This is a genomic window from Flavobacterium bernardetii (assembly GCF_011305415.1).
Classification (GTDB): Bacteria; Bacteroidota; Bacteroidia; order Flavobacteriales; family Flavobacteriaceae; genus Flavobacterium; species Flavobacterium bernardetii.
The window spans coordinates 228,219-243,638 of sequence record NZ_JAANOQ010000002.1; the positions used below are offsets into that span (position 1 = coordinate 228,219).

Genomic DNA, 15,420 nt, shown 5'->3' on the forward strand with positions numbered 1-15,420 from the left:
ATAATTTAGTTAAATTTTATACTTTGGTATTAACTTTGTAGTCAATTAAAAAAATCTTCAAAAAATCAGTCTTATGTTGAAAAAAGTTTTAAAATGGTCGGGAATTTCAGTGCTTTTACTTGTAATTGTTTTAGCTGCTGTGCCTTTTTTGTTTAAAGATAAAATTAAAGCAAAGATTTTAACAACGATTAATGAAAATGTAAACGCTAAGGTTGCATTAGAAGACGTGAGTTTAAATTTATTTAAAAGTTTTCCTAAAGCGAATGTAACACTTGACAAAATGAGTGTAATTAACAACGCACCTTTTGCTGGTGATACCTTAGTATATTCCGATAAAATCAACTTAAAAATGAGTATGATGGAACTGTTCAATGGTGAAGATGAACCGATGAAAATTGAATCTATCAGTACAGAAAACACAAAATTAAATATCCTTTTTAATAAAGATGGAATTGGTAATTATGATATCGCTTTAAAGAAAGACGAAAAAGAAGCTGCAAAAGAAGAAAAGCCATTCGCGTTAAGCATTCAGAATTATGAAGTGGAAAATTTAAGATTCACTTATAAAGATGAAGCTTCTAAAATGAAAATGGTTTTAGATAGTATCAACCATGAAGGAACTGGAAATTTTGAGCAAGATGTTTTAGATTTAGATACAAAAACAACAGCCAACTTAACTTTCGATATGGATAAAAGTAATTTTATGCGTAACGTAAAAATTTCATTAGATGCTGTTTTAGGAATCGATTTAAAAAACAGTAAATACACGTTCAAAGAAAATAAAGCGTTAATCAATCAATTGCCTTTAAATTTTAACGGATTTATTCAAATGGTGGAAAAAGGTCAAGTGTACGATCTATCTTTCAATACTCCATCATCAGATTTTAAAAACTTTTTAGGCTTAATTCCTGCAGCATATGCTGGAAGTTTAGATGGAGTTGAAACAACAGGAAAATTTGAAGTAAAAGGAAAAGTAAAAGGTGATTTAACAGACACAACAGTTCCAAAGTTTAATATTGAAATGTTATCTAATAACGCTTCTTTCAAATATAAAGATTTACCAAAATCGGTAAAAAATATTTCAATTGACACACATATTGTCAACGAAACAGGTTTAATGAACGACACTTTCGTAGATTTAGATAAGTTATCATTCGCAATTGATCAAGACGTTTTCAATGCCAGTGCTCATATTAAAAACCTGACCGAAAACCCAAATATTGATGCGGCTTTAAAAGGAGTAATTAATTTAGCGAATGTTTCAAAGGCGTATCCTGTAAAATTAGAAAAACCATTAAATGGAATTTTAAGAGCAGATGTAAAAACAGCTTTTGATATGAAATCGGTAGAAACGAGTCAATATCAAAATATTAAGAATTCTGGAAATATAAACTTAACAGGTTTCAATTATGCTGGTCCAGAAATGGCAAAACCAGTAAGTGTAGCCGTTGCCGATGTATCATTTAATCCAACCAAAATTAACTTGAATAAGTTAGCGGCTAAAACAGGAAAATCAGATATTAATGTATCAGGAAGTTTAGATAATTTTTACGGATTCTTGTTTAAAAACCAAATCTTAAAAGGGAATTTCAACTTAAATTCATCTCTTTTTGCGGTTTCCGATTTCATGGCGCCAACTACAACAACGAATGATGAAGGAAAGAAAACTACAGAACAAGTAAAAATTCCAAGTTTCTTAGATTGTACCTTAAATGCTAAAGCAGCAACAGTTATATATGATAATTTAAATCTGAAAAATGTCGCTGGAACGTTAATCATTCGCGATCAAGCTGTGAACTTGAAAGGTTTAACAATGGATATTTTTGGCGGGAAAATTGGTTTAAACGGTTTAGTTTCAACAAAAAATAAGGTTCCAACTTTCGATATGGATTTAGGATTGTCTTCTGTAGATATTAGTCAAACTTTTTCGATGTTAAATACATTGAAAACAATCACTCCAATTGCAGATGTTATTAGTGGTAAAATGAATTCGACAATTAAGTTAAACGGAAATTTAACACAAGCTATGATGCCAGATATTAAAAGTATTTCTGGGGATTTATTAGGAACTATTTTACAAGGTTCGTTAAATAAAAGCAAATCGACTTTATTAACAGAGTTAAGCAGTAAAGCTACGTTTTTAGATTTGAAAGATATAAATTTAAAAGATGTAAAAGCAGCTTTGTCATTTGATAAAGGTAAGGTTTCTGTAAAACCATTTACATTAAAACATAAAGATATTTCGGTTCAAATTGCAGGTTCTCATGGTTTTGATCAGAATATGAATTACGACTTAAAATTTGATGTTCCAGCTAAATATTTAGGTAAAGATGTCAATAATTTAATTGCGAAATTAACACCAGCTGATGCTAAAAAGTTAGAAAATGTTCCTGTAAACGCCATAATGAATGGTAGTTTTAAATCGCCAAAAATCACAACAGATTTACAAAGTGCGACAAAAAACGTAGCGTCTCAATTAGTGAAAATGCAAAAAGATAAATTGGTGCAACAAGGAACTGGCGCATTATCAAATATTTTAGGAGGGAAAAAACCAACAGACTCTACAAAAACTACAACCACACCAAAAGAACAAGTTGGTGGTGCTATTAAAGATGGTTTAAAAGGTTTGTTTGGTAAGAAGAAAAAGGAATAGCTTTGTCATTCTGAACTTGTTTCAGAATCTAAATCAAAATAGAATCAAAGAGAAGCTGAAACAAGTTCAGCTTGACAAATAAACAAACAAAAAATGCCAAGTGAAAACTTGGCATTTTTTATATCTGATACTTAAAGATTATCCTAAAAACGGATAGCTATAATGTTCTGGTGTAACGAAAGTTTCCTTAATTGTTCTTGGAGAAACCCAACGCAATAAGTTTTGTGCAGAACCAGCTTTGTCATTTGTTCCAGAAGCTCTTGCTCCACCAAATGGTTGCATTCCTACAACAGCACCAGTCGGTTTGTCGTTGATATAGAAGTTTCCGGCTGCGTTTTGTAAAGCTACAGTTGCTTCTTCAATAGCGTAACGACATGTACTTAAAACAGCACCAGTTAAAGCATATTCAGAAGTTTGATCTACTAAAGTTAATGTTTCAGCCCATTTCGCATCTTCATATACATAAATTGTAATAACTGGTCCGAAAAGTTCTGTTTCCATTGTTGCATATTTCGGATTTGTAGTTACGATAACTGTTGGCTCAATAAAGTAACCTTTAGATTTATCGTAGTTTCCACCAATAATAACTTCTGCATCAGCATCTTTCTTAGCTTGATCGATAAAACTCGCTAATTTATTAAATGAACCTTCGTGAATTACTGCTGTGATAAAGTTTGAAAAATCTTCTGGCGATCCCATTTTCATTGAAGCAACATCTGCAATTAATTGTTCTTTAACAGCTGGCCACATAGATTGTGGAATATAAGCTCTTGAAGCTGCAGAACATTTCTGTCCTTGAAATTCAAAAGCACCACGAGTAATTGCTGTAGTAACTTGTTTTACGTTTGCCGATGGATGAGCGATAATGAAATCTTTTCCTCCAGTTTCACCTACAATTCTTGGGTAAGTTTTGTAATTGTGAATGTTTTCTCCGATTTTTTTCCAAATTTCTTTGAAGATAAAAGTCGAACCTGTATAGTGAATTCCAGCAAAATCTGGTGAAGCTAAAACCGTATCTGTAATCATAACTGGATCACCAAAAACAACATTAATTACACCATCTGGAACTCCAGCTTCTTTGAAAACATCAATAATAATTTTTGCAGAAAAAACTTGACTATCACTTGGTTTCCAAACCACAACGTTACCCATTAATGCCGCACTTGCAGGTAAATTAGCCGCAATTGCCGTAAAGTTGAAAGGAGTTACAGCGTAAACAAAACCTTCTAAAGGTCTGTATTCCACTCTGTTCCACATGTCTGAGTTTGATGCTGGTTGGTCTGCGTAAATTTGTGTCATGAATTCTACGTTGAAACGTAAAAAGTCGATTAATTCACAAGACGCATCAATTTCTGCTTGATGAATTGTTTTAGATTGCGCGATCATTGTTGCAGCATTTATTTTTGCTCTGTACGGACCAGCGATTAATTCAGCGGCTTTTAAAAAGATAGCGGCACGTTGTTCCCAAGCCATGTTAGCCCATTTTGTTCTGCTTTCTAACGCATTAGCAATGGCTTTTTCTACATGTGATTTTTCAGCTAAATGATACGTTCCAACAACGTGTTGGTGATCATGTGGCGCCGACATGTTTTTAGTGTTTCCAGTGAAAATTTCTTCAGAACCAATATATAAAGGCACATCAATTTTCGAATTCCACATCGCTTTGTAAGCTTCTAAAACTCTTGTTTTTTCTGGAGAATTTGGTGCGTAACCTTTAACTGGCTCGTTTACCGCTTTTGGTATATTAAAAAATCCTTTTAACATTGTATTTAATTTGACAATTAGACAATAAGACGATTAGACAATTTTTAGTTTGTCGTAATTTGATGTAAAAGTACAAAGGATAAATTGAATTTGGAAATAAATTATTGGGTACACGGATTGAACGGATAGTAATGATTTACTCAATTATAAACTGAATTTTTTTCCTTGAGAATAGTCAATTGGCAATTCAGGGCTTTTTATTCCAAATGGAGTAGAGCCTATTTTGTTATTATAATAAAATTCCTCTTTGTTATCAGTAAATCTTCCAGCGCACAATAGATTAAATGTTGTGCTTTTTCTACTTGATTTAAGTACATTAATATTAATCCAAACTGGAACTTTATTTTTTCGATAAAGTAAATCGATTACTTCAATGTCGATTAAATTTAATTTTATAATTCCGTTATCTTCTTGATAAAAATCAAATTGATTAAAATTTAAATCATCATTTGAAGCGTTTAAAATTACATTGTATTTAAAATCTGTAGTGAGTTTGTCTTTTACGAAATGTTCTGCAAATTTAAGAGCAATTAAACTTGATTCTCTTAAATGAAGTATAAATTCATCTCTTGTCATTTTAATTTATCGCAAAAGGAACATTCAATTTAAAAGTCGGAATTTGAACTTCAAAGCTTTCAGAAGTAGTGAAATTTAGCATCGTGTAAAAACCATTCATTGCACCAATAGTTGAATGTAACATACAACCAGAAGAATACACATATTTGTCACCAGGAATAATAATTGGAGTTTGACCAACTACGCCTTCACCATCTACCATTTCAGTAAAATTTAGAGAATCGAAAATTTCCCAATGACGCGCTTGTAATTGTACAATATCAGAACTTAAATTTTCAATGGTAATTTCATATGAAAAAGCATAAAGAACAGTATGCTCTTTATAATAATTGCCTTCGAAACGAGTGGCGACCGAAATTTTTATACCGCTGGTGATTTGAGTAACCATATTGTGTTTTTAGTTAAATCAAAGTTACTGAAAAATAAATATAACTAAATGTTAATTTTTTATCTCCGTGCTATTTGCTCTTCCAATTCCAATAATTCTGTCGTAACGTTCTGCGCCACCTCTGTAATACACTAAAACAATGTATTCGTTTTCAGTTTGATAAAAGTTTCCGTCAACGGCATTTTGTTCGTCAATTTTACCGTTTTTATCAACTAAAGTATATTGGTAATTGTTAAATCCTTGTTTTAATAATATTGGTTTTTCAAATGTTTTAGTGTCAACATTGTATTCCATTTTAAATTCGTCTGAAATCTGATAATTATTAAACATTCCAGTAACATAAACCGATTTCTCAAGTGGATTTACATCGGAAAGTAAGCTGAAATATACCCAAGAATAATCTGCTTCAATGGTATTTTGAGTTGTGTTTAAATTGATGACAAAGAAGTTTCCATTAATGTCTGGAAAATAAGTGTAAATTTTATTTTTACGAGCTTCGTTGGTGTATAAAAAAGTATTGTAAATGTCACCAGTTGTGACTTTAAAAACAGAATTGGAGCTACCACGAATGTTTTTATTTTCGAAATTTAAAAACTCATTTCCAGCCCAAAATTGTGTTTCTTTATTGTATCTGTAAATTAGTTGTGTGCCAATGGTATACTGTGGTTTTATATTATGAATGGCATTGCTGAATTTACCATTTTGATAAATAGAAACTTTAATATTTTCCTTTGGATTTTGTAATGGTTTATCTTTATAATCAATAAAAAATTCAATGTTTTGCTTTTTATTGATGGTTTCCATATCGCGAGGACGTCTGATTGTAATGCCAATCGTGGTATCGTCTTCGTAAAGAATGAGTTTTTTAGAGAAAACAATTTCCTGATCTTCATCGAAAATTTTCACGATATAATTTCCGCTTTTTATAATTTGATTGAACTTATTTGGGAAGCTTAAGGTATAATGCGAATAAATTTGTAAACAATTTAACGAGTTCTGATAGTTTTGAATACGTTGATTGTCTAAACCGTTTAGATATTCATTTTTAAGTAATTGACTTGGTGTCCAATCGTAATTGTATTGTTCTATCGTATAATAATAATCGGCTTCGTTTCCATATAGATCGTCAAATTGTAAATCGAAGTTTTCACCTAATCTAAAAAAAGGGATAGTGTTATTTACATTTTGCGAAAAGGAAATCGTTTTAATGTTATATGGTGGAATTACTTCTTTTTCTTGTGAAAAGACAAGTGTGGTAAATAATAGTGTAAAGATTCGAAATAAATTCTTCATAAATTAAGTTTTCTATTTTATAAAGATATAAAAACTATGCCAAAAACAACTACTTATAAACCACTGGAATAATTTCTCCTTTAGCTAAACAATATTTTTCTACTAAATCTGCAGGAATGGTATTCGTATAGTCTACTTCTTCAACTCGGAAACCGATGCTTCTTAGTTTATTAAAATAATCTCTTCCATATACACGAACGTGATCATATTGACCGAAAATTTTAGCTCGTTCTTTCTGATCTGTGATAGAATCATCTGAAAAAGTAACGTCTCTTTTTAAATCTTGTGGAATTTGGAAAATCCCCATTCCGCCAGGTTTCATGACACGATATAATTCTTGCATCGCTTTCGTATCATCTGGAATGTGTTCTAAAACGTGATTACACAAAATCATATCGTACGAATTATCTTGAAAAGGTAAATTACAAATATCTGCTTTTACATCAGCTAAAGGCGACAATAAATCTGTTGTTGTGTACTCTAAATTCGCTTGCTTTTTAAAACGTTTGTAAAACTCTTGTTCTGGAGCAAAATGCAAGACTTTTATTTTTTCTGTTGAAGTGAAAAAGTTCGTTTTTTCTTGAAGATACAACCATAATAAACGGTGTCTTTCTAAAGATAAAGTACTTGGTGACAACACGTTGTTTCGTTGCGTTCCGTATCCGTAAGGTAAAAACATTCGGAAACTATTTCCATCAATTGGATCCGTGAATTTATTTCCTTTTAATAAAAAAGCAATAATTGGTCGGGCCACAATACTCAATCTAATTAAGATAGGACGTGGGATTGTATTTAGTATAAATTTGAAAATTTTCTTCATAGTATTTTGTTACACAGAGTTTCGCAGAGAAATCGCAGAGATTCGCGAAATTTTGTTTTTTATGTGTTTATAAATCGTTTTATATTATTTTTTAAAATTTTAGAATGAAAATTAATTAAAAGGCCTAACGGAAATTTACCTAATTTTAAATATGTCAAAACTTGAGCTGTATGAACATCTGTAAATGCTTCGACTGTCTTTAATTCAATTACAATTTTATTATTTATTAGTAAGTCAATTCTATAGCCGTGATCTAATTCAATATCTTTATAAAGAATTGGTAAAGAAACTTCTTTTTTTACAAAAAGCCCAGCTTTTTCATGCTCAAATATTAAGCATTTTTGATAAGCTGATTCTAACAAGCCAGGTCCAAGAATTTTGTGAACCTCAATTGCGCAACCTATTATTTTATAAGATAAGTCATTTAAATTTTCACTTAACTCAGTCATTTTATTTCTTTGTGTATCTCTGTGGAACTTTGTGTATCTCTGTGAAATTATAAAACCAAAGGTTTCTCTCTCAATCCATCTTCTTCGTTACTCACAATTCCTAAAGCTTCATAAATATAAGCGAAAGTTGAAAGTAATTCTGGTTTACCGTTTACAATAGCTACATCGTGTTCAAAGTGAGCTGATGGTTTGTTGTCGGCTGTTGTAATCGTCCAGCCATCTTTATGTTGAATGATGTTTTTGGTTCCTAAATTAATCATAGGTTCAATGGCAATTACCATTCCGTTAACCAATTTTTTTCCTCTACCGCGTTTTCCGTAATTCGCAACTTCTGGATCTTCATGCATTTTTCTTCCTAAACCATGTCCACATAATTCACGAACAACACCATAACCATGACTTTCGCAAAACGTTTGAATCGCATATCCAATATCTTCCACGCGATTACCCACTTTAGTTTCTCGAATTCCAACGTATAAAGATTCTTTCGTAATTTGAAGTAATTTTTTAGTCGCTTCTGCTACTTCACCCACTTCAAAAGTATAGGCGTGATCTCCGTAAAAACCATTTTTTAAAGTTCCACAATCTACAGAAATGATATCACCATCTTGCAAAGGTGTGTTGTTAGGAATACCGTGAACCACTTGCGTGTTCGGACTCATACATAACGAATTAGGAAAACCATACATGCCCAAAAATGCAGGTTCAGCACCATGATCACGAATGAATTCTTCTGCTAATTTATCTAAATATAATGTAGTAACTCCTGGTTTAATTTCCTTCGCAATCATTCCTAAAGTTTTAGAAACGATTAAGGCACTTTCGCGCATCAATTCTATTTCTTCTGCGGTTTTTATTATAATCATCTTCTTGAAATTGAGAATGCAAAAATACAATATTCTTTTAATAATTTTTATCTTTATGAAGAAGTATGAGTTTTGTCATATTTTAGGTGTAATTTGGCTAGTAATTTTGCATAAAAATTAGGTATGAGTTTATATGTTACTGCAGCAGAAGCTGTACAAGTAGTGAAGTCGGGTGATAGAGTATATGTTCAAGCAGCGGCTGCAACGCCAACTGTTTTAACCAAAGCTTTAGCGGAAAGAGCAAGCGAATTAAGAGATGTAGAAATTTGTCATTTGCACACAGAAGGTGATGCTCCGTATGCGAATCCAGAATTAGCGGCAAGTTTTCACGTGAATTCTTTTTTTATTGGTGCGAATGTACGCCACACATTAAAATCTGGAAATGGTTCTTATACACCCGTTTTCTTAAGTGAATTGCCATTGTTGTTTCGAAAAAAAGTGGTGTTGTTAGATGTGGTTTTTATTCATGTTTCGCCGCCTGATAGTCATGGCTATTGTTCTTTAGGTGTTTCTGTTGAAGCGAGTATTGCGGCGATTGAAAATGCTAAAATTGTAATCGCACAAGTCAATAAAAATATGCCAAGAACTTTTGGTGATGGTATTTTACACGTTTCAGAAATAAATTATTTGGTGGAAGTCGATGTGCCTATTTTTGCTCATGAAGTAACGTTATTTTCAGCGGAAGAAGAAAAAATTGGGGAATATGTCGCTTCTTTAATAGAGAATAAAAGTACGTTGCAAATGGGAATTGGTTCAATTCCAAATGCGGCTTTGAGTAAGTTGAAAAATCATAAAGATTTAGGTTTACATACCGAAATGTTTTCCGACGGAGTGATTGATTTAATTGAAAACGATGTAATTAATTGCAATTATAAAGGTACGTTAAGAGGTAGAGCTTTAGCTACTTTTTTAATTGGTTCGAAAAGATTGTACGATTTTGTAAATGATAATCCGTTTATTGAAATGAAAGAATCTTCTCTAGTAAATGATACCGCAATTATTAGAAAAAACCCAAAAATGGTTGCGATAAATTCTGCGATAGAAGTGGATGTTACAGGTCAAGTTTGTGCCGATTCAATAGGTGGAAAAATGTATTCTGGAGTGGGCGGACAAATGGATTTTATTCGTGGTGCTTCTTTAAGTTATGGCGGAAAAGCGATTATTGCGTTACCATCTATTACCAAAAGAGGTGAAAGCAGAATAGTTCCGTATTTAAAACAAGGCGCTGGAGTTGTGACTACACGTTCTCACGTTCAATATATTATTACAGAATACGGAATTGCCAATTTATATGGAAAAACACTAAAACAGCGTGTGAAAGAAATGGTGAAAATTGCCCATCCCAATCATCAAGAAGCAGTGGAAAAAGCCTATTTTGAAATGGTAATTAATTCATAAAAAAAAATCTCCCAATTGAGTTGGGAGATTTTTTTTTAATTTGGATTAGCAATAGTTTTGAATAAATCAGCATTGGAAATATAAAACCTGTTTTCTATCAAAATTTTTGACAATTGCGCTAAAACCAAGTTGTTTTCTCGCGTATTGATTAAGAACAAAGAACCTTCTCCCATTTCAAAAAGACGTTCTTCCGAATTTAATAAGGTTGAATTATCTTGAACTAATTCAGAAATAATATCTTCTTGTTTTTTTAGCGATACGATTTCTGCTTTTTGAGATTCTATTTTGTTGTTTAACTGTTCTTTTTCGAAACTTACTGCAAATTGTTCGGCTTCAATTTTTTGTTTGGTCAATTTCAAACTTCCTCTTTCTTTTCGTAAAAATAAAGGAAAAGCAAAGTTGACTCCGAATTTATAATCTTGAAATCGAAATTCTTGAAATTGATTCGGAACCGATAAATAATTATAACCCAAATCTATTTTCGGGAGTAACATATTTGCTTTCAGTTTTCGGTCGACTTCCAACATATTGATTTTATAATTTATCGAATTGATTTTCGGATGATTTTCAGCAGAAAAGTTCACTAAATTCAATTCATTCGTTTTTAAATATTCTTGAATGTTTTTAAATAATTCGATTTCTGGAAACATTTGTTCTTCTAATTCAATTGGAATAGAATTGTTCGTCCATAAAAAATTTGATAATTCTAAACGCGCTTTGGTTAATTTTAGCAAAGCATCTTCTTTGTTTAGCATACGGTTTTTTACGGTAATTCCAGCTTCAATACTATCAATTGCTGCTTTATCGCCTTCTTTAATTAAGGTTTTAATTCCTTTTAGTCTTATTTCTGCATTTTGTAAATACGTATCATACAATTTGAATTCATCGTAATTTTTTTTCCAATTAAAATATGCCATAGAAGCGTGATGCAAAACCTGAATCGCTTGTAAGTTTCTTTCTGCAGCACTCAAATTGATATTGATTTTTGCTTTTCGTAAATCGGCCATTCTTTGGTTAATTAAAAACCCTTGTAAAACTGGAACGGAAATTCCAGCATACGTTAAACCTTCGCTTGGCGTTGTGTTTTGCGGATTTAAATAATAGCCTTCCGTAGTTTCAAAACCACCTTTGACTTCAATTCCATACCAAGTTGGAATTTTAAATCCGCCATTAAATAGCGAATAATATTTTTTGTCTTTAAATTCTTTATTGCTAAAATCGGCTTCTAATTTTGGGTCAAATGCACCACGAGCCATTAATAAATTTGCTTGTGCTTGCGAAATTTCCAAATCGGCAATTTTCACTAACGGATGAAATTTTTTCACCATTCCTAAATATTCATTAAACGACATTTCATTGCTGTTTTGTTGTGCGTTAACTGCATTTAGGAACAAAAAAAGTATAAAAAAATAAGTTTTCATTGGTATGTTATTTTTCTGAAACATCTTTGTTTTTTTCTTTAGCGGGTTGGTAATAATTCGGTGGGAAACCGTTTAAAGTTCGCCAAATTTCATACCATATTGGTACATTGTCTAACAGCGCCATGGTTTGTGCACCAGAACCAATACTTAGTTGTTTCGGCCATTTTTGTTCTGCACTATCTGGAGCAATTAATACACGATATTTTCCATTGTCTGAAATGAAATTTTCTACAGCTACTATTTTTCCTCCAAAAGTTCCGTATGATAAATCCGGCCAACCAGAAAATACAATTGTAGGCCAACCGTCAAACCAAACGCGCACTTTTTCTCCTTTTTGAATCAAAGGAAAATCGTTTGGAGAAATATATGTTTCTACTGCAATATCATATTCAGCTGGCATAATGCTTACAATTGGCGTTCCTTCTTTAATATTTTCACCTAAACCTGATTTTAAGGCACGATTTACATATCCATTTTGAGGTGCTTTTATGTAATACATACCGTTTCGGATTTTGTAATTATTGTATTGATTTTCCAGTTTATTGACTTGTGCTTTTGTATCGTATTTACTGCTTTGAGCGGTGTATTGATCACTTTGAGCTTTAGAGTATTTTTCAGAATATTCGGCATTGATTCTACTGATTTCCACGCGTGCATTGATCAATTCGTTTTCACTACTTAATAATTTGTTTTCTTGTGTGATAATTTTAGCTTCAATTTCTTGTAGTTTCAAACGCTTTTCTTCCACATCTGTCAACGGTTTTAAACCTTCTTTATTCAATTGAACTGAACGTTTAAATTGGGTGTTGGCAATTTTGATTTGTGTTTTGATCGCTTCTAAATCCATACTATCACTTTTGATTTTTAAAAGAGCTTGTCGGATTTTATTTTTAGCTTGTTGCGATTTTAAATTTCTTTCACTGTTAATAGCGCCCATTTGCGAATCTAAAGCACCTACTTTTCCCTCGTATGAAGCTACGGCATCTTCTTTTGCGTTCATTTGATTTTTAGTATTTTCCACTAAATTCGGATCTAAATAATCTTCTTTTATTTCCGAAATGAATAAAATCGTATCGCCAGCTTTCACATAATCGCCTTCGTTCACATACCATTTTTCAATTCGTCCAGAAATTAAAGATTGAATGGTTTGTGGTCGCTGATTTGGTTTTAAAGTCGTTACCGCACCAGAACCAGAAATGTTTTGTGTCCATGGAAGAAATATAAATAAAACTGTAAATAGTACAAAACCTAATAGAATTTTGTTTAATATTTTATAATGCTTTTCCTTATTTAATAATTGAATCGAACTAAATCGCTCTAGTTTTTTGTTGTCAATTCTGTTGTTATTTGAAACATTTAACATAATTATTTATTTAAAATGTTACTGATTTTACCTTTTTCCATTGTAATCACTCGGTTGCTATTGGCACTAAATTGTTTGTTGTTAGAAGTTACCACTACAGTCCATTTTTGATTCGGATCCATTAAAAAAGCTATAATTTCTTGCGAAGTGGCAACATCCATTTTATCTGTAGGATTTTCTAAAAATAGAATTCGTGGTTTATGTAACACACATCTTGCTAACAATATTTTTTGAATATTTGAAGACGAAAGTTGTTTGCCATCAGGAAAAATAGGTGTTTTTAATCCGTTTGGTAAGGTTTTGATAAAACTCGTTAATTTCAAATTATCTAATGCCCATTTGATATCTTCATTTGAGATGTTAGGATTATTGAAGGTTAAGTTTTCAAAAATAGTGCCTTCGAATAAAGTTTCTCCTTGTAAAATACAACCAAAATGAGTTCGAAATTGATTAATATCCATTTTGTTAAAAGTGTCATCGTTAATGATGAAATGCCCTTGAGTTGGTTGAATTAATCCAGATAAAATTCGGATTAATGTTGTTTTTCCCGAACCATTATCGCCTTCAATGACAATTTTTTCGCCTTGATTTATTTTTAAAATGATGTTTTCTAAAGCATTTGTGGTATCATCTTCGAATTTGAAATTTACATTTTCTAATTCTAAAGAAAGATTTATAAAGCAATTTGTTTGATTTACTTCTGATTCTGATTCGATTTCTAAATCGGTAACTTCTCCAATTTTTTCTACAGAAGTTAAAACATCGTAAAACGTTTCTAATCCTAAAATTATTTTTTCGACTGAATTAATTACTAATAAAATGATAATTTCTGCAGCAACGAATTGTCCAATATTCATTTGTTGGTTTAATACTAAAAAACCACCAATTAATAATAAACTTGCTGTGATAATTACTTTAAATCCAATTAATTGCGAAAATTGTCTTTTGATAATTTTGAAATGTTCTTCTCTGTAATTGATGTAATCTGCCACAAGTTTGTTGTTTTTTTCTAAAGCAAAATCTAAGTGATGTGGATTTTTAAAACTAAAATTATTTCGAGATAATTCTTGCAACCAACCAGCGACTTTATACTTGAATTTGGATTCTTTTAAACTTGTTTTTAAACCTGATTCATAAGAGAATTTGAATATGATATAAAGTAATAACGTTAATAAGATTCCGAAAATAATAAAGAAAGGATGATATAACGATAATAAAATAATTCCAAATAAAATTTGAAGTAAAGCGGCTGAAAAATCGGTTAATAATTTTGAAGTTCCTTTTTGAATGGATAAGGTATCAAAAAATCGGTTCGCAATTTCTGGTGAATGTTTGTTATAGGTTGATGAAAATTTTAATTTCGGAATGCGATACGTAAATTCAAACGCCGATCGTATAAATATTTTTTGTTGTAAATTTTCTGTAATTCGTAATTGCATTAAGGAAAGAACGCCTACAAAAGCTACGCCAATAACTACTAATATTACTAAAACTATCCACGAAACACTTGCTCGTCCAGCTTGAATAAAGTTAATAATTGCTTGAATACCAAGAGGAAGCGACAAACTAATTATTCCTGCAAAAACAGCATACGAAATAATTTGAATGATGTCTTTTCGGTCTAATCGTAATAAATTGTAATATCTTTTTAGCGGTGACATAAATTATTTTTTTAAAAGATTTTCTATTAAATGAATGTAAAAGGAAGTTGGGTTTATCTCATCATTACAATTTGTAATCGTTTTTAAATGATTTTTTAAAAAATGTTGATGTAAGGAACCTTGAATTATTGAGGAAACTAAACTTTTAGCATAAGGATAGTCGGGATTTACTTCTTCGACCATTTTTTCTATTCGATAATTCACTTGTTTATATATTAAGAAAAATCCTTCTTTGTTTTCTTCGTCAACATGTTTGTTGTAAAGTGTTTTTGTAAATTCTTCAATGATAATTTTATTTAGAATAGCCTCGTTGACGTGCTCTGTTGCATTATCATCTTGAATCGTTTCCGTAACAATACAAATTGCTTTTTTTAGTTTTTCTAATTTGTTTTCAATGTTGGCTGTAGAAAAAACCAAACGATATTCCATCCAAGCCCAATACCATGAAGATAAATATACTAAAAGTTTGTGTTTGTTTTCAAAATATCTATAAATAGAACTTTCATTAGACCCGATTTTTTCTCCTAACTTTTTAAAAGTGAATTCTTCGAAACCAATTTCATCAATTAATAAAATACTATTTTGAATGATTCTTTTACCTAAAGTTGAGGTTTCTGGATCCTTAACATATGTTTTTGGGTTAACTTGAATTTTAATATTTGTTATTAGATTTTCCATATGTGATAATTTATATCGCAAATATAATAGTAATACTATCAAAAGTTAATAGTTTAACTTTTATTTAATATTTGTTCATAAAAAAAGCCA

At 31.1% G+C, this 15,420-nt stretch carries 13 protein-coding genes; 2 read left to right on the top strand and 11 right to left on the bottom strand.

All coding sequences use genetic code 11. From position 1 onward, the window contains the following. Positions 1–73: 73 nt before the first annotated feature. Complete coding sequence (locus tag G6N05_RS05950) at positions 74–2,653, top strand: AsmA-like C-terminal region-containing protein (RefSeq protein WP_166125700.1); 2,580 nt, start codon at positions 74–76, stop codon at positions 2,651–2,653. A 138-nt stretch (positions 2,654–2,791) separates the two neighbouring features. Here the strand turns inward: G6N05_RS05950 and pruA are convergent, their stop codons facing one another. From pruA to map, 7 genes are all read right to left on the bottom strand, one after another. Next, positions 2,792–4,417 (bottom strand): L-glutamate gamma-semialdehyde dehydrogenase, encoded by a 1,626-nt coding sequence (gene pruA, locus G6N05_RS05955; RefSeq protein ID WP_166125702.1) that lies wholly within the window; start codon positions 4,415–4,417, stop codon positions 2,792–2,794. A 144-nt stretch (positions 4,418–4,561) separates the two neighbouring features. After that, positions 4,562–4,993 (bottom strand): FAM151 family protein, encoded by a 432-nt coding sequence (locus tag G6N05_RS05960; RefSeq protein WP_166125703.1) that lies wholly within the window; start codon positions 4,991–4,993, stop codon positions 4,562–4,564. A gap of 1 nt (position 4,994) precedes the next feature. Next, positions 4,995–5,381, bottom strand: a complete 387-nt coding sequence (gene apaG / locus G6N05_RS05965) for a Co2+/Mg2+ efflux protein ApaG (RefSeq protein ID WP_166125704.1) — start codon at positions 5,379–5,381, stop codon at positions 4,995–4,997. 51 nt (positions 5,382–5,432) lie between these two features. Beyond that, positions 5,433–6,674, bottom strand: a complete 1,242-nt coding sequence (locus G6N05_RS05970) for a type IX secretion system plug protein (RefSeq protein WP_166125705.1) — start codon at positions 6,672–6,674, stop codon at positions 5,433–5,435. Between the two features lie 49 nt (positions 6,675–6,723). Beyond that, the gene (locus G6N05_RS05975; RefSeq protein WP_166125706.1) at positions 6,724–7,494 is read right to left on the bottom strand and encodes a class I SAM-dependent methyltransferase; all 771 of its coding nucleotides are present in this window, start codon (positions 7,492–7,494) and stop codon (positions 6,724–6,726) included. Between the two features lie 59 nt (positions 7,495–7,553). Beyond that, complete coding sequence (locus G6N05_RS05980; protein ID WP_166125707.1) at positions 7,554–7,943, bottom strand: GxxExxY protein; 390 nt, start codon at positions 7,941–7,943, stop codon at positions 7,554–7,556. A 47-nt stretch (positions 7,944–7,990) separates the two neighbouring features. After that, on the bottom strand, positions 7,991–8,809 hold the full coding sequence (map, locus tag G6N05_RS05985; protein ID WP_166125708.1) for a type I methionyl aminopeptidase: 819 nt from the start codon (positions 8,807–8,809) through the stop codon (positions 7,991–7,993). Between the two features lie 123 nt (positions 8,810–8,932). Between map and G6N05_RS05990 the strand changes: the two genes are divergently transcribed. After that, positions 8,933–10,207, top strand: a complete 1,275-nt coding sequence (locus G6N05_RS05990) for an acetyl-CoA hydrolase/transferase family protein (RefSeq protein WP_166125709.1) — start codon at positions 8,933–8,935, stop codon at positions 10,205–10,207. A gap of 35 nt (positions 10,208–10,242) precedes the next feature. Here G6N05_RS05990 and G6N05_RS05995 read toward each other — a convergent pair whose 3' ends face one another. Genes G6N05_RS05995 through G6N05_RS06010 form a run of 4 tightly spaced genes read right to left on the bottom strand, consistent with a single transcriptional unit; the run spans position 10,243 to position 15,330 of the window. Beyond that, positions 10,243–11,628 (bottom strand): TolC family protein, encoded by a 1,386-nt coding sequence (locus G6N05_RS05995; protein ID WP_166125710.1) that lies wholly within the window; start codon positions 11,626–11,628, stop codon positions 10,243–10,245. 7 nt (positions 11,629–11,635) lie between these two features. Then, positions 11,636–12,991 (bottom strand): HlyD family secretion protein, encoded by a 1,356-nt coding sequence (locus tag G6N05_RS06000; protein ID WP_166125711.1) that lies wholly within the window; start codon positions 12,989–12,991, stop codon positions 11,636–11,638. Between the two features lie 2 nt (positions 12,992–12,993). Further along, positions 12,994–14,652 (bottom strand): peptidase domain-containing ABC transporter, encoded by a 1,659-nt coding sequence (locus G6N05_RS06005; RefSeq protein ID WP_166125712.1) that lies wholly within the window; start codon positions 14,650–14,652, stop codon positions 12,994–12,996. Between the two features lie 3 nt (positions 14,653–14,655). Beyond that, on the bottom strand, positions 14,656–15,330 hold the full coding sequence (locus G6N05_RS06010) for a TetR/AcrR family transcriptional regulator (protein ID WP_166125713.1): 675 nt from the start codon (positions 15,328–15,330) through the stop codon (positions 14,656–14,658). Between the last annotated feature and the right edge of the window lie 90 nt (positions 15,331–15,420).